Here is a 22,508-nt window from a genome sequence, read left to right on the forward strand (position 1 = left end):
TTTCTGGACAGGAACCGATCAGCCAACCCAGCGACGGTCCCCGCCGAAAGCGGCGCCGCCTTTCCAGACCGACCGATTGCCGACCGATTACCGACCGATTACCGACCGATTCTTGGAGCGACGGCACATCCTGCTGAGTCTTTCGAGACGCCGCGATTCGATGGCGTCAGAACCGCAACAGTGCTTCTCCACGCCTGCGGTCACCCAGCGGGAGTTTCGGGGGCAAATGGAACCGCCAGAAAAACATAAATAAATTCAATGGCTTGTGCGGGCGCTTTGATCACATCTGCGTGTTATTTGTGCAACACATGTCGGAAAACGCGTTTCATAGGCCCGTTCCGGAGCGTTCTCTTGTTGTGTGTGCAAGGACGTTCGGTAATTGTGACTGAGCGACGGAGGGGGGCATCCCGAGGTCGTCCCGTTTAGGTCTTTCGCTTAAGTCCCTCGCGTTCCGCGGGTGTGTCCGAAGGCGCGAAGTGGCTCAAGCGGTGATTTAAAGGGGGTTGGGAAATTGGCCGTCCGGTCAGTGACCTTCCCTGAAGAGCAACTTGGAGGTTTAACATGAAGTTGGTTAAGAGCCTTTTGCTCGGCTCAGCGGCGGGTCTTATCGCCGTGGGCGGAGCGCAGGCAGCCGATCTCCCCGTGAAGGCCAAAGCGGTCGAATACGTGAAGATCTGCTCCCTGTACGGTGCTGGATTCTACTACATCCCGGGCACTGACACCTGCATCAAGCTGGGTGGTTACCTGCGCGCCGAAGTCGCGCTGGGCACCAACTCGGACTTTACCCTGAACCAGAACGTCTCGACCCAGGGCGCCAACGGTGCACGCAACCGTCTGACGAACTACTACACCATGCGCGCTCGTGAAGACCTCAACATCGACACGCGCACCGCGACCGAATACGGCGTGGTCCGCACGTTCTTCGATGGCGTCTTCTCGTGGACGACTGGCAACTACGTCGGCACCGGCAGTGCAACGGGCACGACGGCCTACAGCGGTGCGCTGGCGACTGCCACGACCCCTGGCGCGACCACCACGTCGCTCTTTGGTTCGGGCGGTGGCTCGGTCAACGGCACCGACGGCAACACCTCGGCTGGTTCGCTCGGCGTGTACTACGCCTTCATCCAGTTCGCTGGTTTCACCATGGGTAAGGCTGTGTCGCAGTTCGACGCGCCCTGGACCAACTATCCCGGCAACAACTTCGACGGTCTCGTCGGCGGCAGCGGCACGGTCACTGGTATCAACCAGTTCTCCTACACCGCTGACTTCGGTCAGGGCATCACGGCGGCGTTCTCGGCGGAAGATCCGACCTCGTACATGCAGGCCGGTAACCTGAACATGACCGGCGCGACGGCCTCCAGCGTCCTCGGTGCCTCCTACGGCTCCAACGCCATCGGCGGTTCGCGTTCGCCGAACCTCGTCGGTATGGTGCGTGTCGACCAGGCCTGGGGTCTGTTCCAGGCGTCGGTTGCTGCCAAGGACAACCACGTCGCTTACTACGGCGCCACCGAGCCGACTGGCCACCCCGACGACAAGTGGGGTTGGGCGGTTCAGCTCGCTCTGTCGATCAAGAACATCCCGACTGGTGCGGGTGACGTGATCAACATTTCGGGCGTCTACACCGACGGCGCGACCCGCTACAACTTCCAGAACCTCGCGGGCAGCACCTACGTGATGTTCGGCAGCTCGGGCACCGCCTACCAGAGCCTCGGCTACGCCTCGGCTCCGGACACCGTGTTCATCACGGGCAGCTCGCAGGAGACCGTCAAGACCTGGGGCTTCCGCGGTGCTTACACCCATAACTGGGATCCGTACTGGAACACGGCGATCTACGGTGCTTACGCTCAGGCGCAGTTCGGCACCTTGGCCAAGACCACGCTTTGCGGCGCCGGTGGTGCTGGTGGTGGCGTGATCGGTGTTGGGTTCGCTGGCGTGACTGCCTGTAACCCGGACTTCGCGATCGGCCAGGCGGGCATCATCACCCGCTGGACCCCGGTCAAGAACCTGACGTTCTCGGCTGACCTTGCCTGGACCCATCTCGACCAGAAGTATGCTGGTACGGTGACCCCGGCCGCTCTGGTTCCGGTTCCGGCCAAGCCGGTCGCGACCTACGAGCTGAAGGATCAGAACTCGCTCGTTCTGCTCCTCCGCGCTCAGCGCAACTGGTAAGCTCGATCTAACGATCTGACAGAAGCCCCGGCGGGAAACCGCCGGGGCTTTTCTTTTTGCTCGCATGGCTCGCGACCCCGGAATGTCTGCCGAGTTGTCGCGTCGCTTCCGCTGATGCATCGCTCCGGCCGAGGCCGGTTGCACAAGAGGAGACGACTTGCGCCGCACCGCATCTCCGACCGGCAGGTGCGTTGCCCGCTCGCTTGCAGACACGGTCGGAGAAACAACGCACGTACCGGTCACGCAAGAGCAGGCGGGCGACGCCTTCGTCTCCGAGGCAGTGGCGCCGGCTCACCGGACTGGCTGCGATGCTGGCAGCTCTCGAGGTGCGCTCAGGCATGGCTCGCCCGAAGATCAGATCCGACCCTTGAGATGGTCGTCGACGGCCCAGGCGGGCGACGGTGCAGATACAACGCTTGCCACCGAGGCTCTCGACCGCGTTCGGGAGAAGCCGCCTCTACTCCACGCTGCCGGTGCCGCGGCGCAGATCGGCCTCGATCTGGAGGCGTGTGCCGCCGCCGAAGCGGGCGCGGTAGACCTGCAGATTCTCCACGATCCGCTGCACGTAATTGCGCGTTTCGGAGAATGGAATCAGCTCGACCCAGTCGACCGCATCGACCTTCGGGTCGCGCGGGTCGCCGTAGCGGTCGACCCACTTCTTCACGCTGCCGCGGCCGGCATTGTAGGCGGCAAACGTCATGATGTAGGAGCCGCGATAGTCCTCGAGCAGCCCGCCGAGCTCGGCCGAGCCGAGCGTGGCGTTGTAGACGGAATCGTTCTTCAGCCGCCCCAGATCATAGGTCGCGCCGTGCCGCTTGCAGACGTAGCGCGCGGCGTCCGGCGTCACCTGCATCAGGCCATAGGCCTGCGCCGGCGAGACCACCGACGGGTTGAACGCGCTCTCCTGCCGGGCGATGGCGTAGACGATGCTGCGCTCGACCTCGGGACCGATCGGGGTGAATTGCGGAATGCCGTTGACGGGATAGGCGTAGAAATCGAACGGAAGGCCGCGGTTGAGCGCGGCCTTGCCGACCAGCAGCATCCCGCGCGCATCGCTGTAGCGCTGGGTGAGCTCGCCGAGGCCGGTCAGCGCCTCGGGATCGCCGTTCTCGCCCATGTCGGCCAGCATCGGCACCGCCATCTCGCGCTCGTCGAGCTCGTAGAGCAGTTGCGCGGCGCGCACGATCTCCAGCCGTTCGGCGCCGCGGCCGCGCGGCTGGCTGTTGAGCTCGATCTGCGGCAGGCCGAGTTTTGCGCGCGCCAGCTGGCCGTAATAGCTCGTGGATTGCTCGGCGGCGCGGGCATAGGCGTTGCGCGCCTCCTGCTGGCGGCCGGCCGCTTCCGCGGCGCGGCCCTGCCAATAACCGGCGCGCGCCAGCGTGGTCGGATTGACGCTGCCGACGCCGATACGCGCGAAATGCTGGGTCGCGGCCGCGGGGTCGTTGAGGAAGCGCAGCGCGATCCATCCGGCGGTGAACTCCTGCTCGGTCTTGTAGATGTCGCGCGAGGGCAGCGCCGCATCGCGCGCGATCAGATAGGCGCTGCGGAATTCCTCGGTGTCGATCATCTTGCGCGCGAGCAGGCGCCGCTCGATCCACCATTCGTCGAGATTGTAGAGCCGGTTCGGATCCTTCGGCGCCGACAGCATCAGCTGGGCGGCCTCGGCAAACTTCTCCTCGCGGCGCAGCAACTGGATCTTGCTGAAGATGAAGCCCGGATCATTGTGCAGCTCGTGCGGCACGGCCTCGAGCAGCGCACGCGCGTTCGGCGCTTTCTTCACGGAGGCGATGCGGGCCTTGGCGAGCGCGACATAGCCGGCGCCGAGGCGCTTCGCCGCGCGCAGCGCCGCCTCGTTTTCGCTGCCATAGAGCAGGGTGTCCATCCGCGCCTTCTGGTCGCCCGGCGTCAGCAGGGCGCCGAACTGGTCGAGCGCGTTGTTCTCGGTGTCCTCCGACATCGGATCGATGCGCCAAGCCTCGCGCACCAGCCGCTCGGCATTGGCGCGGTCGCCGCGCGCCAGCATCGCCTTGGCCAGCGTGAAGCGGCCCTTGGCGGACACTGGGGATTCGTTCTCGAACCACGACCACGCAACTGAATCGTCGCGCCGGTCGTCCCACATCGCGGCCTCGAGGCGCCGGCGCAGGAAGGTCTGCGACGGCCAGCTCGGATTGGCGGAGAGGAAGGCGCGGTAGCGCTCCACGTTCGCGCCATTGTCCTCGCTGCGCAGGATGATCCATTCCGCGAGTTTTCGCGCGACGGGGTCCGAGATGGTGGCTGCGGTGTTGGTCGCATCGCCCGGCTGGCGCTTGCGCACGAGCTCGATGACGTTCTCCAGCGTGTCCTTGTCGGCCTGCGACGTCGACGAGGTCGCAGCGATCGCGGCCGGCGTGACCGGCTTGCGCGGCGCCGCGTGCTGGCGGGTTGCAGGAGCGAGCACGGGCGCTGCAATTGGTTTGGCGGCAGCTGCCGGGGCGGCGGGTCTGATGGTGGCCGTCGCAGCCGGCGCGGGAGCGGCTTTGGGGGGCGAGCCGTTGGCGGACGGTTGTGATTTTGGCGCGGAGGCCGCGGCCGCAGGCTTGGGCTTGTCCTTCGCGGGGTCCTTGGCGGCGCTCTTGCCAGCATCCTTTCCAGAATCCTTGGCCGGTTTCTTCGCAACATCCTTGGCGGGGGCGCTCGCGGCTCCCTTGGTCGCGTCCTTGGCCGTGTCCTTGCCGGTTCCCTTAGCTGTTTCTTTGGCTGTTCCTTTGCCAGTCCCCTTCGTGGCGTCCTTGGCGGCTGGCTTTGCGGTGTCCTTGGTCCCTTCCGGGGGCGTCTCGTTGGACTTGGCCCAGGCGGCGCAGCCGACCGACAGCCCTGCCATCAGGCACACGGCCAGACCGGTGGATCGCCATGTGGCACGAGGAAATGAAGTCACGGCGTTTAGTCGCCCCGAATCAGTCAAGTGGCTCAAGATCTAGCTGAATTTGATTGAATATGCGGACAAAATACCAACAGCCGCTTACCTCGGGCGAGTTTGCACCATCACCGCGGCAAAATCGCGGCCTAAACGGTGCGTCAGTCGGGAGCGGCCCTTTTACCGGCGGGATAGACCCGATATGAATGGGGCTTGCTCTCAAGCTCGCCGCGTACGGAGGAAGTCCATGGCAGCCAAGACGAAATTCCGGGGGTCGTTCACCGCCTTGGTCACGCCGTTCAAGAACGGCTCGCTGGACGAGGCGGCGTTCCGCTCGCTGGTCAACTGGCAGATTTCCGAGGGCACCAACGGCCTGGTCCCGGTCGGCACCACCGGCGAGAGCCCGACGCTCAGCCATGACGAGCACAAGAAGGTCGTCGAGTGGTGCATCAGCGAAGCCAAGGGGCGGGTGCCGGTGATCGCCGGCGCCGGCTCCAATTCGACCAAGGAAGCGGTCGAGCTGGCCCAGCACGCCGAGAAGGCCGGCGCGAACGCGGTGCTGGTGGTGACGCCCTATTACAACAAGCCGACCCAGGAAGGCATGTACCAGCACTTCAAGGCGATCAACGATGCGATCGGCATTCCGATCATCATCTACAACATCCCGCCGCGCTCGGTGATCGACATGTCGGTCGACACCATGAAGCGGCTGTGGGAGCTGAAGAACATCGCCGGCGTCAAGGACGCCACCGCCAGCATGGTGCGCGTCTCGCAGCAGCGCGCGGCGATGGGCGAGGATTTCAACCAGCTCTCGGGCGAGGATGCGACCATCCTCGGTTACATGGCGCATGGCGGCCATGGCTGCATCTCGGTGACGTCGAACGTCGCGCCGCGCCTGTGCTCGGAGTTCCACGCCGCCTGGCAGAAGGGCGATCATGCCACGGCGTTGAAGCTGCACGACAAGCTGATGCCGCTGCACAACAACCTCTTCATCGAGAGCAATCCGGCGCCGATCAAGTACGCGCTGTCGTTGCTCGGCAAGCTGGACGAGACGCTGCGGCTGCCGATGGTGCCGGTGACCGAGCCGACGCGCGTTGCCGTGCGCAGCGCCATGGTCCACGCCGGCCTGATCAACTGAAGCGTTAGGCATTCGGGGGGCTTGCCGTGAGCGCAGTCGACGAAAAGGGCAGGCAGATGCTCAAGGAGTTCCGCGAATTTGCCATGAAGGGCAACGTCGTCGATCTCGCGGTCGGCGTCATCATCGGCGCGGCGTTCGGCGCCATTGTCACTTCCCTGGTCGGCGACGTCATCATGCCCCTGATCGGCGCGGTCACCGGCGGTCTCGACTTCTCCAACTACTTCACCCCGCTGTCCAAGGCGGTCACCGCCACCAACCTCGCGGACGCAAAAAAGCAGGGCGCGGTCTTGGCTTGGGGCAGCTTCCTCACGCTGACGATCAACTTCATCATCATTGCCTTCGTGCTGTTCCTGGTGATCCGCGCTATAAACACGCTGAAGCGCAAGGAAGAGGCCGCGCCCTCTGCGCCGCCGAAGCCGTCCGCCGAAGTCGAGCTGCTGACCGAGATCCGCGATCTCCTCAAGAAGTCTTGACGCGCGCGCTTCATCCAAACTGTTAGCGTCCGCGCGCATCTCGATCAGGTTTGTCTGTCATGGCCGATAAGAACGAACGTCCTATCAAGGTCATGGCGGAAAATCGCAAGGCCCGCTTCAACTATGCGATCGAGGATACGGTCGAGGCCGGCATTGCGCTGACCGGCACCGAGGTCAAGTCGATCCGCAACGGCAAGAGCACGATCGCGGAATCCTACGCCGATTCGAAGGACGGCGAGATCTGGCTGATCAACGCCACCATTCCCGAATATCTCCAGGGCAATCGCTTCAACCATGAGCCCAAACGGCCGCGAAAGCTGCTGCTGCACCGCAAGCAGATCAACAAGCTGATGGGGGCCGTGGACCGCGAGGGCATGACGCTGATCCCGCTCAAGCTCTATTTCAACGAGCGCGGCCGCGCCAAATTGCAGCTGGCGGTTGCAAAGGGCAAGAAGCTGCACGACAAACGCGAGAGCGAGAAGAAGCGCGACTGGAGCCGGGAGAAGGGCCGGCTGCTGCGGGCGAGGGGATAGGCGAGGGACTGGGATGAATCAACGAAACCTGCTCGAGGTCGACTGGAGCCAGATTCCCGCACCCGCCGATGACGGCGGCGCCGTGCATCTGAAGGGCATGACGCTGCCTGCGATCAGCCTGCTCGCGACCAACGATACGTCAGTGACGCTGTCGGCGCTGTCCGGACGCACCGTCGTGTTCGCCTATCCGCGCACCGGCGAGCCCGGCAAGATCGCGCTGGTCGACGATTGGGACATGATTCCGGGCGCGCGCGGCTGCACTCCGCAGACCTGTGCGTTTCGCGATCTGTTCGCCGAGCTCAAGGCGGCCGGCGCCTCGCACGTGTTCGGCCTCTCGACCCAGAGCAACGACTACCAGACCGAGATGGCGTCGCGGCTGCATCTGCCGTTCCCCGTGCTTTCGGACGAGAAGCTGGCGCTCGCGCGCGCGCTCAAATTGCCGACCATGGAGGTTGCCGGGCTCACCCTGATCAAGCGTCTTGCCCTGATCATCGATGACGCGCGGATCACCGAGGTGTTCTACCCGGTGTTTCCGCCCGACCGGAACGCCGGCGATGTGCTGGATTGGCTGAAGGCAAATCCCGCCTAGTCGTCGAGGCCGGCCTTCACCTTGGCGAACACGGACCGGAACATGTCCGGCGTCAGCACGCCGGTGTTCGTGTTGTAGCGGGAGCAGTGATAGCTGTCGTAGAGCCTGAACGCGCCGGCCTGGTGCACCGCGCCGTGGCCGAAGGGGGCTTGCGAGGCCTTCAGTTGCAGCGGCTTGAGCACAGTGTCGTGCGCAATCCGCCCGAGCGCGACGATGGCCCGCAGATTCGGCATGGTCTCGAGATTTGCCGCGAGAAACCGGCGGCAGGTGTTGATCTCGGCCGGCAACGGCTTGTTCTGCGGCGGCACGCAGTGCACCGCATTGGCGATCCGGCAGTCCACCAGCTTCAGGCCGTCGTCGGGACGCGCCTGATAGGTGCCCTTGGCGAAGCCGTATTCCAGCAGCGTGGCGTAGAGCAGGTCGCCGGCATAGTCGCCGGTGAAAGGCCGGCCGGTGCGGTTGGCGCCCTGCATCCCCGGCGCCAGGCCGACGATCAAGAGCCGCGCCCCGATGTCGCCGAAGGGGGCGACCGGCGCATTGTGCCACAACGGCTCGCGCGCGCGGTTCGCCTCGCGAAAGGCGACCAGGCGCGGACACAGCGGACAGTCGCGGTCAGGAACGAGGATGGGGGCCTGGCGGCTCGACCGGGCCGCCTCACTCCTCGAAGTCGTCATCGCCCCTCGGCGCCATCGTGGTCGCGCGCTGGAGGAACTGCGGGGCGTGGTGGCGCGCCTCGCGCTCGCCGCGATCGCGCGGGGCGGGGCGTTCGGACGGGTCGCGGCCGAGCTTGGATTGCAGCTCGACGAGATCGGTGAAGACGTCGGCCTGGCGGCGCAGCTCGTCGGCGATCATCGGCGGCTGGCTCGCGATCGTGGAGATCACGGTGACCCGCACGCCGCGGCGCTGCACGGCCTCGACCAGGGAACGGAAGTCGCCGTCACCCGAGAACAGCACCATCTGGTCGATGTGCTCGGCAAGCTCCATGGCATCGACGGCAAGCTCGATGTCCATGTTGCCCTTGACCTTGCGGCGGCCGGAGGCGTCGATGAATTCCTTGGTCGCCTTGGTGACGACGGTGTAGCCGTTGTAATCGAGCCAGTCGATCAGCGGGCGGATCGAGGAGTATTCCTGGTCCTCGATGATCGCGGTGTAATAGAACGCCCGCAGCAGCGTCCCACGGCTCTGAAATTCCTTCAGCAGGCGCTTGTAATCGATGTCGAAGCCTAGAGTTTTCGCCGTCGCGTAAAGATTGGCCCCGTCGATGAAGAGCGCGATCTTGTTGGTAGGGGAAGGTGACATTCAGTTTGCTCGCGTAGTGTTCGTGACAAATCGTTTATTGTTGGCGCGACGGCCGCAAGCCGCGCAGTCTACAGTGCTGCCGAAACCCGTCGAAACCGCAAATCCGGAGAAGTCGGGGCAAACAAGGTATAGTTATGGCGGTCCCGCTTCCGCCCGGCGCCGCCCTCGACGGCAGCCCGGGGTACCACCCATCCCAGCCCCAATGTGGAGGTATCAGAGCCGTTTGGCGAGGCCAAATCACAAAATGGTCTTGCGAAACCCCCCCGGTCCCTATAACTAGCCCGCATCATCCACATATTTCGTCCCACCCACAACGGAGCGACAGTCCATGGCTCGCGTCACCGTAGAAGATTGTATCGACAAGGTCGACAACCGGTTTGACCTGGTCCTGCTGGCCGCCCACCGTGCCCGCATGATTTCGTCCGGCTCACAACTAACGGTTGACCGCGATAACGACAAGAACCCTGTTGTGTCTTTGCGTGAAATTGCCGACACGACCATCTCGCCGGAAGACCTCCGCGAGGAGCTGGTGCACTCCCTCCAGAAGTTCGTCGAGGTCGACGAGCCCGAGCCCGATACGGTGCCGCTGATCGGTTCCGCCGGTGCGAGCGTCGATGCGGACGATACCGAAGTTGCCGTTGAACGCATGACCGAAGAGGAGCTCCTGAAGGGTCTCGAAGGCCTCGCGCCGCCCGAGGAGCAGCCCGAGGAGGACGAGTAAATCGTCCGTCGCAGTCGTCGACTTCTTGTGATCTTATCAAAGGCCCGAACCCGTGTTCGGGCCTTTGCTTTTGTTGGCGTTTTCGTGGTTACCATAGCGTTGTCGGATGGCGCCGCGCGCTGTCACTGAATTGATCGGACGCGCGCGCGATCGGGGCTAGGATGTATACAACGGACGCGTCATGGTCCGTTTGAAGGCAGGACGGAATGGTGTATCGGCGCCGCAGACCCTCGCAGATGCAGGCCGCAACCGAATCGGTTGCCGTGGCCCCGACTGCGCCGGTGGCGCGACCGGCCAAGCCGCGTGCGCGCATGATGCGGCAATATGACCTCGTCGAGCGCGTCAGGTCGTACAATCCCAACACCAACGAAGATCTTCTGAACCGGGCCTATGTCTACGCCATGAAGGCGCACGGCTCGCAGACCCGCGCTTCCGGCGACCCGTATTTCTCGCACCCGCTCGAGGTGGCGGCGATCCTCACCGACCTGAAGCTCGACGATGCCACCATCGTGGCCGCGCTGCTTCACGACACGATYGAGGACACCGAGGCGACGCGGGCCGAGATCGACCAGATCTTCGGGCCCGAGATCGGCGCCTTGGTCGAGGGCCTGACCAAGCTGAAGCGGCTGGAGCTGGTATCGCGGGAGGCCAAGCAGGCCGAGAACCTGCGCAAATTGTTGCTGGCCATTGCCGACGACGTCCGCGTTCTCCTGGTGAAGCTCGCCGACCGCCTGCACAACATGCGCACGCTGGATTTCGTGCCGCCGGAATCGCGCCGCCGCATCGCCGAGGAGACGCTCGACATCTATGCGCCGCTCGCGGGCCGCATGGGCATGCAGGAAATGCGCGAGGAGCTGGAGGATTTGTCCTTCCGCACCCTCGATCCCGAGGCCTATTCGGTGGTGATGCAGCGGCTCGACGCGCTCGCCGAGCGCAACCGCAACCTGATCGGCGAGATCGAGGCGCAGCTCTCCAACAATCTGCGCCACCGCGGTCTCGGCGCGCGGGTCTATGGCCGCCGCAAGAAGCCATTCTCGATCTGGACCAAGATGGAGCGCAAGTCGGTCGGCTTCGAGCAGCTGTCCGACATCTTCGGCTTTCGCGTCGTCGTCAACGACGTCGAGGCCTGCTATCGCGCGCTCGGGATCGTCCACACCACCTGGCCGGTCGTGCCCGGCCGGTTCAAGGATTACATCTCGACGCCGAAGCAGAACGACTACCGCTCGATCCACACCACCGTGATCGGTCCGGGCAACCAGCGCGTCGAGCTTCAGATCCGCACCGAGGCGATGGACCAGATCGCCGAGCGCGGCATCGCCGCGCACGTCTTCTACAAGGAAGGCGTGGGCTCGCCGACCGAATTCCTCAAGCGCGAGTCGAACGCCTTCGCGTGGCTGCGCCACACCATCGGCATTCTCTCGGAGAGCGCCAACCCCGAGGAATTCCTCGAGCATACCAAGCTCGAGCTGTTCCACGACCAGGTGTTCTGCTTCACCCCGAAGGGCAAGCTGATCGCGCTGCCGCGCCATGCCAACGTGATCGACTTCGCCTATGCCGTGCATACCGACGTCGGCAACAGCGCGGTGGGCTGCAAGATCAACGGCAAGTTCGCGCCGCTGTCCTCGGAGCTGCAGAACGGCGACGAGGTCGAGGTGCTGACCTCGGAAGCGCAATCGGCGCCGCCGTCGGCCTGGGAAACGCTCGCGGTCACCGGTAAGGCGCGCGCTGCGATCCGCCGCGCCACGCGCACCGCGGTGCGCGATCAATATGCCGGTCTCGGCCGGCGCATCGTGGAGCGCCTGTTCGAGCGCGCCAAGATCGAATACGCCGACGACAAGCTCAAGGGTGCGCTGCCGCGGCTTGCGCGTTCCTCGATCGAGGACGTCATGGCCGCGGTCGGCCGCGGCGAGATCAAGGCCTCCCACGTCGCCCGCGCGATGTATCCCGACTACAAGGAGGAGCGGGTCGCGCGCTATGGCGTCAAGAAGGGGCTCGCTGCCAAGCTCAAGGAGAAGGCGACGTCCGAGCCGCCGCGCAGCCCGGTCGCGATTCCGATCCGTGGCATCAATTCGGACCTGCCGGTCAAGTTCGCGCCGAACGGCGGCGCCGTGCCCGGCGACCGCATCGTCGGCATCGTCACGCCGGGCGAGGGGATCACGATCTATCCGATCCAGGCGCCGGCCTTGAAGGATTTCGAGGAGGAGCCGGAGCGCTGGCTCGACGTGCGCTGGGACATCGAGGAGTCGACGCCGCAGCGCTTCCCGGCCCGCATCAGGGTCGAGAACGTCAACGAGCCCGGCGCGCTGGCGCAGATCGCGACCGTGATCGCCGAGCACGACGGCAACATCGACAACATCAGCATGCAGCGCCGTTCGCCCGACTTCACCGAGACGACGATCGACCTCGAAGTCTACGATCTGAAACATTTGAGCGCGATCCTCGCCCAGTTGCGTGCCAAGGCGGTCGTCGCCCGCGTCGAACGTGTTAATGGATGAAGCTCGTCGTTGCCGGGCTTGACCCGGCAACCCAWCTCTTCAAAGAGGATGGATGCGCGGGTCAGGCCCGCGCATGACGGATTGAGAAATGTCACTTTCGAGAGTCCTGAAATGCCCGCTTCTCCGCTCCGCCTCGGCGTCAATATCGACCACGTCGCGACCGTCCGTAACGCGCGCGGCGGCCGCCATCCCGATCCGGTGCGTGCAGCGCTGCTGGCGATCGAGGCCGGCGCCGACGGCATCACCGCGCATTTGCGCGAGGATCGCCGGCACATCCGCGACGAGGACATGGCGCGGCTGAAGGCCGAGATCTCCAAGCCGCTCAATTTCGAGATGGCGGCGACCGACGACATGATGCGGATCTCGCTTGCGACCAAGCCGCATGCGGTGTGCCTGGTGCCCGAGCGCCGCCAGGAGGTGACGACCGAAGGCGGCCTCGACGTCGTCGGCCARCACAACGCGCTGGCGCCCTATATCGCGCGGCTGAACGACGCCGGCATTCGGGTCTCGCTGTTCATCGCCGCCGATCCCGCGCAGATCGAGATGGCGGCGCGGCTGCGGGCGCCGGTCATCGAGATCCATACCGGCGCCTGGTGCGACGCCGTGGTCGACGGCCACGCCGAGAAGGCCGAGGCCGAGTGGCAGCGGATCGTGGCGGGGGCGAGGCTCGCGAAGGCCGCGGGGCTGGAGGTGCATGCCGGGCATGGGCTGGACTATGCGACCGCGGAGACGATCGCGGCGCTGCCGGAGATCATGGAGCTCAATATCGGCTACTACATGATCGGCGAAGCCCTGTTCGTCGGCCTCGCCGAGACGGTGCGCAGCATGCGCGCGGCGATGGACCGCGGCCGGAGCCGGGCATGATCATCGGCATCGGCTCCGACCTGATCGACATCACCCGCGTCGCCAAGGTGATCGAGCGCCATGGCGAGCGGTTCCTCGACCGCATCTTCACGGAAGCCGAGCGGGCCAAGGCGGAGCGGCGCGCCAAGAACGAGAAGATGGTGGTCGCAACCTATGCCAAGCGCTTCGCCGCCAAGGAGGCCTGCTCCAAGGCGCTCGGCACCGGTATCCGGCGCGGCGTCTGGTGGCGCGACATGGGGGTGGTCAACCTGCCCGGGGGACGGCCGACCATGCAATTGACCGGCGGGGCGCTGGCCCGGCTTCACGCCCTGACGCCGGAGGGGTTCGAGGCCCGGATCGACCTGTCGATCACCGACGACTGGCCGCTGGCGCAGGCCTTCGTCATCATTTCAGCCGTGCCCGCGGCAAAACCCTGAGCGGATCCGGATCATTTTATAATTCGTTTTAAAAATCAATGGCTTGTGCAGTTTTGATGCGATCCTTGATTGCGTGGCCCCCGACAACCGTCTAAAAGTCCGCCGACGCAAATCAGGCTGGGCGAATTCGGCTTTACGCCGGAATTGGCCCTCATTATCAGAATCAGGACAATCTCCTTGGGCCGCGAAGCAATTGGCTGTTCGCGGGAGGAGGGCGCTCTGTGACCGCTGGCCGGAATTGAGAGAGCAATGAGCGTGACTTCGGGAACGAAAACTGAGAGCGGCGTCGGCGAAACGATCCGCGTCGTGATCCATGCTCTCCTGATCGCGCTGGTGATCCGTACCTTCCTGTTCCAGCCCTTCAACATTCCGTCCGGCTCGATGAAGGCGACCCTGCTGGTCGGCGACTACCTGTTCGTCTCGAAATATTCCTACGGCTACAGCCACTACTCGATCCCGTTCTCGCCGCCGCTGTTCTCGGGGCGGATCTGGGGCTCGGACCCGAACCGCGGCGACATCGTCGTGTTTCGCCTGCCGAAGGACGACTCGACCGACTACATCAAGCGCGTGATCGGTCTTCCCGGCGACCGCGTCCAGATGAGGGACGGGCTGCTCTACATCAACGACACCCCGGTCGAGCGGCAGCGCATGAGCGAATATGTCGGCGAAGATCCCTGCGGTTCCGAAGGCGGCGGCATCTCCCGGGTGAAGCGCTGGAAGGAGACGCTGCCGAACGGCGTGTCCTATGAGACGCTGGATTGCGCCGACAACGGCTACATGGACAACACCAACGTCTACAATGTGCCGCCCGGCCACTTCTTCATGATGGGCGACAATCGCGACAACTCGACCGACAGCCGTTTCCTCGGCCAGGTCGGCTATGTGCCGCAGGAAAACCTGATCGGCCGCGCCCAGATGATCTTCTTCTCGATCGCCGAAGGCGAGCATGCATGGATGTTCTGGCGCTGGCCCTGGGCGGTGCGCTGGAATCGATTCTTCAAAATCGTCCGATGAAAGACGAGGCCAAGGACATCGCGACCCAACCGAACGAGGCGCAGGCGGCCCCTGACGGCGAAGCTGTTTCCAAGACGCCCGCGAAGAAGAAGCGGGCGCGGGGCGGCAAGGCCAAGGGCACGGATGCGAACGCTGCGCTCGAGGCGCGCATCGGCCACAGTTTTGCCGATCCGAACCTGCTGATGCAGGGGATCACGCATGTCTCGGCGCTGAAGTCCGGCCGCAAGCGCGGCGACAGCTATCAGCGGCTGGAATTTCTCGGCGACCACGTGCTCGGGCTGGTCGTCTCCGACATGCTCTATCACGCCTTCCCGAATGCCGATGAGGGCGAGCTGTCCAAGCGCCTTGCCGAGCTCGTGCGCAAGGAGAGCTGCGCCGATGTCGCCAAGTCGCTCGGTCTGCTCGACGACATCAAGCTCGGCTCGGTCGGCCCCAGCGCCGACGGCCGGCTGCGCAAATCCATCCTCGGCGACGTCTGCGAGGCGGTGATCGGCGCCATCTTCCTCGACGGCGGCCATGCGGCGGCGGCCGAATTCGTCAAGCGCAACTGGACCGAACGCATGCACAAGCCGCGGCGTCCGCTGCGCGATCCCAAGACCGTGCTCCAGGAATGGGCGCAGGGGAAGGGACTGCCGACGCCGGTGTATCGCGAGGTCGAGCGCACCGGACCGCACCACGATCCGCAGTTCCGTGTCGCGGTCGACCTGCCGGGACTGGCGCCGGCCGAAGGAATCGGCGGCAGCAAGCGCGCGGCGGAGAAGGTCGCGGCCTCCGTCATGATTGAACGCGAGGGCGTTGGCGGCAGCAATGATGGTTGAAGCAAGCGGCGAGGCACCCGCCGGGACGCGGTGCGGCTTCGTGGCGCTGATCGGCGCGCCGAATGTCGGCAAGTCCACGCTGGTCAATGCGCTGGTCGGGGCCAAGGTCACGATCGTCTCGCGCAAGGTGCAGACCACGCGCGCGCTGATCCGCGGCATCGTCATCGAGAACAACGCGCAGATCATCCTGGTCGATACGCCCGGAATCTTCTCGCCCAAGCGCCGGCTCGACCGCGCCATGGTGTCGACCGCCTGGAGCGGGGCGCATGACGCCGATCTCGTCTGCGTGCTGCTCGACGCCAAGACCGGGATCGACGAGGAGGCCGAGGCGATCCTCGCCAAGGCCGCGAGCGTCAATCACGAGAAGATTCTGGTGATCAACAAGGTCGACCTGGTCCAGCGCGAGAAGCTCCTGGCGCTGGCGCAGGCTGCCAACGAGCGCATGCCGTTCGTCAGGACTTTCATGGTCGCGGCGCTGTCGGGCGACGGCGTCGATGATCTCAGGCATACGCTTGCCGAGATGGTGCCGCCGGGCCCGTTCCTCTATCCCGAGGACCAGATGTCGGACGCGCCGATGCGGCACCTGGCGGCCGAGATCACCCGCGAGAAGATCTTTCGCAAGCTGCACCAGGAATTGCCCTATCAATCCACGGTCGAGACMGACAAGTGGGAAGAGCGCAAGGACAAGTCGGTGCGCATCGAGCAGACGATCTTCGTGGAGCGCGAGAGCCAGCGCAAGATCGTGCTCGGCGCGGGCGGCGCCACCATCAAGTCGATCGGCGCGGACTCGCGCAAGGAGATCGGCGAGATCCTGGGCGTGCCGGTGCATCTGTTCCTGTTCGTCAAGGTGCGCGAGAACTGGGGCGACGATCCCGATCGCTATCGCGAGATGGGCCTGGAATTCCCCAGGGAATAACCAAGAAAAGATCGGTCACTGATGAGCGTACCCAGCAACGTCCGGCGCTTCGAGGCGCTGCTTTACGCATCCTTGATGCTGGACGCCCTGTCGGTCGCGGTTCAGGACCGCACGCCCAATGCCGAGATGACCGAGCAGATGATCATGACGGCGACCCTGCTCGCCGGCGGCATGATCCTGCTGCTGGTCTATTTCGTCTGGCTCGCCGCGCGCTGGCGCAAGAACTGGCCACGCTGGGTGCTGGGGGCGGCACTGGCGCTGTCGGTGATCTCGCTCGGCCAGATCATCGGCGAAAAGGGCGTGGAGCTCGACAGCGCCATCGAGATCGTCTCCTGCGTGCTGACGGTGCTCGGGCTGTACTTCTCCTTCACCGGCGACGCGCGGGGCTGGTTCAACGCCTGAGGTCTTGCGCGACGCCGTAGGGTGGATTAGCGCAGCGTAATCCACCATTAGTGTGCACGGGGAATTGGTGGATTACGCCTTCGGCTAATCCACCCTACGATTTTACGATCGATAGGCGTGGACAATGATCACCGCGCTTATGATGATCGTCCAGATCACGAAGCCTACGACAACGCCGAGCGCCGGCGACAGGATCACCCGGCCTTCGCTTGTACGCGTGACCTGCAAGAGGCCTGTCCAGCCGACCCGGATCATGCTTTTGGGGAATTCGACGGTGATCCTGCCGAACGTGGCTGCAAGTAGCAAAGCCAGTGCGGAGAAATAGAAAACGGTCGGCAAGGCCTCCCAGACGATCCAGAACACCAATTCGAGAATGAGCGCGATCAAGTCGAAAATGATGCTGGCCATCGTGGTCCCAGGCGTGTCCGAACTTCTGCGTCAGGGCATATGGCGCTATACTTAGCACATGGAATGGACCGACGAAGGCATCGTGCTGGGGGTGCGGCGGCATGGCGAGTCCAGCGCCATCGTCGAGCTCTTGACGCGCGCGCACGGCCGCCATCTTGGGCTCGTCCGCGGCGGCGCCGGTTCGCGAATGCGGCCCTTGCTGCAACCCGGCAACAGCGTCACTGCGGTATGGCGGGCGCGGCTCGACGAGCATCTCGGCACCTACGCCATCGAGGGGTTGAAGCTGCGCGCGGCGACGCTGCTGGCCTCCTCCCACGGCGTCTACGGCGTCACCCATCTGGCCTCGGTTGCGCGGCTCCTGCCGGAACGTGATCCGCACGAGGAGATCTTTGCGAGGCTCGAGCATTCGCTCGACGATTTCGACGACATCGGCGGCGCGGCCGTGCACGTGATCCATTTCGAGCTGGCGATGCTCGCCGAGCTCGGCTTCGGGCTGGCGCTGGACAATTGCGCGGTGACCGGGGAGACCACGGACCTGATCTATGTCTCGCCGAAATCCGGCGGCGCGGTGTCGCGCGGCGCCGGTGAGCCGTGGCGCGACCGGCTGTTGCGGCTGCCGCCGTTCCTGCGCCAGGGCGAGGTGCAGGCCGATCTCACCGACCAGGATCTCCAGGACGGCTTTCGGCTCACCGGCCTGTTCCTGCTGCGCCATGTGCTGGAGCCGCGCGGGCAGGGCCATTCCGACGCCCGGGCTGGCTTCATCAATGCGCTGACGCGGCAGCAGGCGCGGGCGGCGATTCCGGCGCCATGACCTGATGGCGCTTCTGCGTTGCACAATCAGATGGGATACGTCCCGGAACCAAACCGGGTTTCCCGGATTGGCCCTCGGGGTTCCAACCCGGGGATAAGCCTGATGCTGATCAAGGGATTTGTGATATCGGCAGCGCTGATGGCGCTGGCGCCGGACGCCCTCGCTGGCGAGCAACCGGGACTGGTTCGCCGTGCCTCCTGCACCGTCGTCAGGTTCTATGTCGCCAAATATTCGGCTGCAGCCGCAGAGGCATGGGCGCGGTCCAAGGGCGCGACCGAGGCCGAGATCGAGACGGCCCGGCGCTGCCTGACCAATGCCCCGGCCACCACACAGGCCCAAAACCCGCAATCCACCCAGACCGTGACCGCCGGCTGGGCCGGGCACTAGCCGCCCACAGGGAACCAATCGATCCTTGCCCGATTCGCTTCCACGGTTTAACCGGGCTGCATGGGAAAACGATTGATTCCGCCGGCGGAACCGGCCGAAATTCACGAGGTGCAGCTGCGTGACGCGCTGGAAGAGCGCTATCTCGCCTATGCGCTCTCCACCATCATGCACCGGGCGCTGCCGGACGCGCGCGACGGCCTGAAACCGGTGCACCGGCGCATCCTCTACGGCATGCGCCTGCTCAGGCTCGATCCCGGCACGGCCTTCAAGAAATCCGCAAAGATCGTCGGCGACGTGATGGGCTCGTTCCATCCGCATGGCGACCAGGCGATCTACGACGCCATGGTGCGCCTGGCGCAGGATTTCTCCTCGCGCTATCCGCTGGTCGACGGCCAGGGCAATTTCGGCAATATCGACGGCGATAACCCGGCCGCCTACCGCTACACCGAAGCGCGCATGACCGATGTCGCGCGGCTTCTGCTCGACGGCATCGACGAGGACGGCGTTGAATTCCGTCCCAACTACGACGGCCAGTCGAAAGAGCCCGTGGTGCTGCCCGGCGGCTTCCCGAACCTGCTCGCCAACGGCGCGCAGGGCATCGCGGTCGGCATGGCGACGTCGATCCCGCCGCACAACGCGGCCGAGCTGTGCGATGCCGCGCTGCATTTGATCGAGAAGCCCGACGCCAAATCCAAGGCGCTGCTGAAATGGGTCAAGGGGCCGGATTTCCCGACCGGCGGCATCATCGTCGATTCCAAGCAGGCGATCGCGGAGGCCTACACCACCGGCCGCGGCTCGTTCCGCGTCCGCGCCAGGTGGGAGCAGGAGGAAGGCGCCCGCAACACGTGGGTGATCGTCGTCACCGAGATCCCGTGGCTGGTGCAGAAGTCGCGCCTGATCGAGAAGATCGCCGAGCTGCTCGACCAGAAGAAGCTGCCGCTGGTCGGCGACATCAGGGACGAGTCGGCCGAAGACGTCCGCATCGTGATCGAGCCGAAATCGAAGAATGTCGATCCCGGCCTGATGATGGAATCGCTGTTCCGGCTGACCGAGCTCGAAAGCAAGATTCCGCTGAACCTCAACGTGCTGTTGAAGGGCCGCATTCCCCGGGTGGTGGGGCTCGCGGAGTGCCTGCGCGAATGGCTCGACCATCTGCGCGACGTGCTGATCCGCCGCACCAACTATCGCAAGACGCAGATCGAAAACCGCCTGGAAGTTCTCGGCGGTCTGCTGATCGCCTATCTGAACCTCGACGAGGTGATCAGGATCATCCGCACCGAGGAGGAGCCGAAGCCGGCGCTGATCAAGGCGTTCAAGCTCACCGAGGTGCAGGCCGAAGCCATCCTCAACATGCGGCTGCGTTCGTTGCGCAAGCTCGAAGAGATGGAGATCCGCACCGAGGACAAGAACCTCCGCAACGAGCTCAAGGGCATCAACGCGATCCTCGCGTCCGAGCCCGAGCAGTGGAAGAAGGTCGCCGAGCAGGTCGRCAAGGTCCGCGACATGTTCGGACCGAAGACGCCGCTCGGCAAGCGCCGCACCACCTTTGCCGACGCGCCGGAGCACGATCTCGCCGCGATCGAGGAGGCCTTCCTCGAGCGCGAGCCCGTCACCGTCGTCGTCTCCGACAAGGGCTGGATCCGCACCATGAAGGGGCATGTCGAGGATCTCTCGGGCCTCGCCTTCAAGCAGGACGACAAGCTCGGCTTCGCCTTCTTCGCCGAGACGACGTCGAAGCTGCTGCTGTTCGCCACCAACGGCAAGTTCTACTCGCTCGACGTCGCAAAACTTCCGGGCGGCCGCGGCCATGGCGAGCCGATCCGCCTGTTCATCGACATGGAGCAGGAGGCCGCCCCGGTCGCATTGTTCGTCAACAAGGGCGGGCGCAAATTCCTGGTCGCGAGCCACGAGGGCCAGGGCTTCGTCGTCAACGAGGACGATTGCGTCGGCACCACCAAGAAGGGCAAGCAGGTCCTCAATGTCGACATGCCGAACGAGGCGCGCGCGATCACCGAGGTGCTCGGCGACACCGTCGCGGTGATCGGCGAGAACCGCAAGATGCTGGTCTTCCCGCTCGACCAGGTGCCGGAGATGGCGCGTGGCCGCGGCGTCCGCTTGCAGAAATACAAGGACGGCGGGCTGTCCGACATCGCGGTGTTCGAGGCCAAGGCGGGCCTGACCTGGAAGGACTCCGCCGGCCGCGAATTCTCCGCGACCATGAAGGAGCTCGCCGAATGGCAGGGCACCCGCGCCGACGCCGGCCGCCTGCCGCCGAAGGGTTTCCCGAAGTCGAACAAGTTCGGCCGGGTGATCGGGTAGGGCGGGCTCGTGTCCCGGACGCGCTGCAACGCCCTTGCGTTGCTGCGCAGAGCCGGGACCCACGCCACACGGACTGCTCGGAAGCATGGGCCCCGGCTCAGCAGCGCACCGCTGAAGTAGCGCTGCGCTGCGTCCGGGGCACAAGGGAGTGTAGCGCGACGTCGCCTCCACATCGTCATTGCGAGCGCAGCGAAGCAATCCAGAATCTTTCCGCGGCGACAGTCTGGATTGCTTCGCTGCGCTCGCAATGACGAGCGGCGAAAGCATCGCTCCTCCAATTGACATTCCGCCTCCCGCAAACGCTTGGCTGATAGTCGTGAGCGCATAAGTATCTGCGTTGATCGGGCACGAACATTGCTTTTTCTTCGACTGCAAACGAACTCTCAAGAAGCAGCAAAAGGCACCAATGTTCAAACCAAAGGCTTTCATTCCGGCGCTGCTTGGGCTCGCGATCGTCGCGGCGCCGGCGCATGCGGCGGGCAATCTCGTCGCGGTGCTCGAGGCGGAAATCGTCACGCTCGATCCGCATTTTTCCACGGCCTATATTTCGCGCACGTTCGGCTACATGGTGTTCGACACTTTGTTCGCGAAGGATTCCAAGGGCGAGATCAAGCCGCAGATGGTGCAGGACTGGAAGGTCTCGGCCGATGGCCTGACCTACAGCTTTACGCTGCGCGACGGCTTGAAGTGGCATGACGGCCAGCCGGTCACGGCGGCCGATTGCGTGGCCTCGCTGCGCCGCTGGGGCACCCGCAGCGCGCTCGGCCGCCGCATCTTCGCCATCACGGCCTCGCTCGAGCCGACGGATGCGAAAACGTTCGTGCTGACGCTGAAGGAGCCGTCCGGCCTCGTCATCGATGCGCTGGGCAATCCCGTCAGCCCCGTCGCCTTCATGATGCCCGAGCGCATTGCCAGGACGCCCGGCGACCAGCGCATCACCGAGATCGTCGGCTCCGGCCCGTTCGTCTACAGCAAGGACGATCACCGCACCGGCGACCGCATGGTCCTGAAGAAATTCGCCGATTATGTGCCTCGCACCGAGCCGGCCGACTTCCTCGCCGGCGGCAAGCGCGTCAACATCGACACGCTCGAAATCCGCGTCATTCCCGATGGCTCGACCGCCGCCTCGGCGTTGCAGAGCGGCGAAGTCGACTTCATGCAATACGCACCGTTCGACCTGCTGCCGAGCCTTGAAAAGAATTCTCGCGTAAAACTCGTCAATTTCACCGGCGGCAACATGTTTGCGGGCGCTTATCGCCTCAACGCCGCATCGAAGCCGTTCGACGATCCCGCCATCAGGCGCGTATTGTGGAAGCTGGTCGATCAGCGCGAAGTGCTGGACGCGCTCGGCCTGGGGGCGAAATACGCGACGCCGTGCGCGACTTACTTCACATGCGGCACCACCTATGAGAGCAAGGCCGGCACCGAGGCGGCGGCCAATCCGTCGATCGAGGCGGCGCGTGCCGCGCTGAAGGCGACGAAATATGCCGGCGAACCGGTCGTCGTCATGCAGGCCAACGATCTCGAAGCCCCGCGCGTCTCGGCGCAGGTGCTGGCCGAGCGGCTGAAGCTTGCCGGGTTCAACGTCGATCTCCAGGTGATGGACTGGGCCTCCGTGCTGGCGCGCCGCGCCAAGAAGGAGGGCTGGAGCGTGTATGGCGTTCACGCCGGCGGCTACGATCTGGGCTCGCCGCTGACCAACGTCATGGTCGCCTTCAATTGCGCCGACTTCACCGGCTGGCAGTGCGACGCGCGCATCACGCCTTTGATGGAAGCCTTCGCCAAGGCGCCCGCCGAAGACGATCGCAAGAAGATCGCCGCCGAGATCCAGACCGTGATGTAC

Annotated in this window: 21 protein-coding genes; 17 read left to right on the top strand and 4 right to left on the bottom strand. The window is 64.8% G+C overall.

Annotated elements, in window-relative coordinates:
- The first annotated feature begins 561 nt into the window (after window positions 1-561).
- A complete protein-coding gene (locus ACXJL8_RS08485) occupies window positions 562-2,169 on the top strand; it encodes a porin (protein ID WP_456622737.1) in 1,608 nt (535 codons plus the stop codon).
- Window positions 2,170-2,626: 457 nt separating this feature from the next.
- Here ACXJL8_RS08485 and ACXJL8_RS08490 read toward each other — a convergent pair whose 3' ends face one another.
- Window positions 2,627-5,029, bottom strand: coding sequence for a transglycosylase SLT domain-containing protein (locus tag ACXJL8_RS08490; RefSeq protein ID WP_456622738.1), 2,403 nt, complete (start codon window positions 5,027-5,029; stop codon window positions 2,627-2,629).
- A 280-nt stretch (window positions 5,030-5,309) separates the two neighbouring features.
- Between ACXJL8_RS08490 and dapA the strand changes: the two genes are divergently transcribed.
- The 4 genes from dapA to ACXJL8_RS08510 are packed head-to-tail and all read left to right on the top strand — an operon-like array spanning window position 5,310 to window position 7,795.
- Complete coding sequence (gene dapA / locus ACXJL8_RS08495) at window positions 5,310-6,200, top strand: 4-hydroxy-tetrahydrodipicolinate synthase (protein ID WP_456622739.1); 891 nt, start codon at window positions 5,310-5,312, stop codon at window positions 6,198-6,200.
- A 56-nt stretch (window positions 6,201-6,256) separates the two neighbouring features.
- The gene (mscL, locus tag ACXJL8_RS08500; protein WP_271554767.1) at window positions 6,257-6,673 is read left to right on the top strand and encodes a large conductance mechanosensitive channel protein MscL; all 417 of its coding nucleotides are present in this window, start codon (window positions 6,257-6,259) and stop codon (window positions 6,671-6,673) included.
- A 59-nt stretch (window positions 6,674-6,732) separates the two neighbouring features.
- Window positions 6,733-7,206 carry an SsrA-binding protein SmpB gene (smpB, locus tag ACXJL8_RS08505; RefSeq protein ID WP_247387893.1) on the top strand — a complete coding sequence of 158 codons (474 nt, stop codon included), beginning with the start codon at window positions 6,733-6,735 and terminating at the stop codon, window positions 7,204-7,206.
- Between the two features lie 13 nt (window positions 7,207-7,219).
- Window positions 7,220-7,795: a peroxiredoxin gene (locus tag ACXJL8_RS08510; RefSeq protein WP_456622740.1), complete on the top strand. Its 576-nt coding sequence runs from the start codon at window positions 7,220-7,222 to the stop codon at window positions 7,793-7,795.
- Here the strand turns inward: ACXJL8_RS08510 and ACXJL8_RS08515 are convergent.
- Both ACXJL8_RS08515 and ACXJL8_RS08520 read right to left on the bottom strand, forming a co-directional pair.
- Window positions 7,792-8,469 carry a uracil-DNA glycosylase gene (locus ACXJL8_RS08515; protein ID WP_456622741.1) on the bottom strand — a complete coding sequence of 226 codons (678 nt, stop codon included), beginning with the start codon at window positions 8,467-8,469 and terminating at the stop codon, window positions 7,792-7,794. The two genes, ACXJL8_RS08510 and ACXJL8_RS08515, sit on opposite strands and share 4 nt — an antisense overlap.
- Window positions 8,450-9,094, bottom strand: coding sequence for a LabA-like NYN domain-containing protein (locus tag ACXJL8_RS08520; protein WP_148773836.1), 645 nt, complete (start codon window positions 9,092-9,094; stop codon window positions 8,450-8,452). The genes ACXJL8_RS08515 and ACXJL8_RS08520 overlap by 20 nt, the downstream gene beginning before the upstream one ends.
- A 328-nt stretch (window positions 9,095-9,422) precedes the next feature.
- Between ACXJL8_RS08520 and rpoZ the strand changes: the two genes are divergently transcribed.
- The 8 genes from rpoZ (at window position 9,423) to ACXJL8_RS08560 (ending at window position 16,740) form a co-directional block, all read left to right on the top strand.
- Window positions 9,423-9,815, top strand: a complete 393-nt coding sequence (gene rpoZ, locus ACXJL8_RS08525) for a DNA-directed RNA polymerase subunit omega (RefSeq protein WP_008133017.1) — start codon at window positions 9,423-9,425, stop codon at window positions 9,813-9,815.
- A 206-nt stretch (window positions 9,816-10,021) separates the two neighbouring features.
- Entirely contained in the window at window positions 10,022-12,310 is a 2,289-nt protein-coding gene (locus tag ACXJL8_RS08530) for a RelA/SpoT family protein (RefSeq protein ID WP_456622742.1), read from the top strand.
- A gap of 111 nt (window positions 12,311-12,421) precedes the next feature.
- Window positions 12,422-13,174, top strand: a complete 753-nt coding sequence (locus ACXJL8_RS08535) for a pyridoxine 5'-phosphate synthase (RefSeq protein ID WP_456622743.1) — start codon at window positions 12,422-12,424, stop codon at window positions 13,172-13,174.
- Entirely contained in the window at window positions 13,171-13,590 is a 420-nt protein-coding gene (gene acpS, locus ACXJL8_RS08540) for a holo-ACP synthase (protein WP_456622744.1), read from the top strand. The genes ACXJL8_RS08535 and acpS overlap by 4 nt, the downstream gene beginning before the upstream one ends.
- Before the next feature lie 249 nt (window positions 13,591-13,839).
- The gene (lepB, locus tag ACXJL8_RS08545; protein WP_100232614.1) at window positions 13,840-14,604 is read left to right on the top strand and encodes a signal peptidase I; all 765 of its coding nucleotides are present in this window, start codon (window positions 13,840-13,842) and stop codon (window positions 14,602-14,604) included.
- On the top strand, window positions 14,601-15,422 hold the full coding sequence (gene rnc / locus ACXJL8_RS08550; RefSeq protein WP_456622753.1) for a ribonuclease III: 822 nt from the start codon (window positions 14,601-14,603) through the stop codon (window positions 15,420-15,422). Before lepB ends, rnc begins: the two co-directional genes overlap by 4 nt.
- Entirely contained in the window at window positions 15,412-16,338 is a 927-nt protein-coding gene (era, locus tag ACXJL8_RS08555) for a GTPase Era (protein WP_456622745.1), read from the top strand. Before rnc ends, era begins: the two co-directional genes overlap by 11 nt.
- A 21-nt stretch (window positions 16,339-16,359) precedes the next feature.
- Window positions 16,360-16,740: a hypothetical protein gene (locus ACXJL8_RS08560; protein WP_456622746.1), complete on the top strand. Its 381-nt coding sequence runs from the start codon at window positions 16,360-16,362 to the stop codon at window positions 16,738-16,740.
- Window positions 16,741-16,842: 102 nt separating this feature from the next.
- Here ACXJL8_RS08560 and ACXJL8_RS08565 read toward each other — a convergent pair whose 3' ends face one another.
- Window positions 16,843-17,127, bottom strand: coding sequence for a hypothetical protein (locus ACXJL8_RS08565; protein WP_456622747.1), 285 nt, complete (start codon window positions 17,125-17,127; stop codon window positions 16,843-16,845).
- Window positions 17,128-17,206: 79 nt separating this feature from the next.
- Between ACXJL8_RS08565 and recO the strand changes: the two genes are divergently transcribed.
- The 4 genes from recO to ACXJL8_RS08585 all read left to right on the top strand — a co-directional run.
- The gene (gene recO, locus ACXJL8_RS08570; protein WP_456622748.1) at window positions 17,207-17,959 is read left to right on the top strand and encodes a DNA repair protein RecO; all 753 of its coding nucleotides are present in this window, start codon (window positions 17,207-17,209) and stop codon (window positions 17,957-17,959) included.
- A 102-nt stretch (window positions 17,960-18,061) separates the two neighbouring features.
- A complete protein-coding gene (locus ACXJL8_RS08575; protein ID WP_456622749.1) occupies window positions 18,062-18,346 on the top strand; it encodes a hypothetical protein in 285 nt (94 codons plus the stop codon).
- A 60-nt stretch (window positions 18,347-18,406) separates the two neighbouring features.
- A complete protein-coding gene (gene parC, locus ACXJL8_RS08580; protein ID WP_456684854.1) occupies window positions 18,407-20,665 on the top strand; it encodes a DNA topoisomerase IV subunit A in 2,259 nt (752 codons plus the stop codon).
- Window positions 20,666-21,071: 406 nt separating this feature from the next.
- The coding region (locus tag ACXJL8_RS08585) for an ABC transporter substrate-binding protein (protein WP_456684855.1) at window positions 21,072-22,508 on the top strand (1,437 nt) is incomplete at its 3' end.

The sequence above is a fragment of the Bradyrhizobium sp. P5_C11_2 genome, assembly GCF_054049755.1.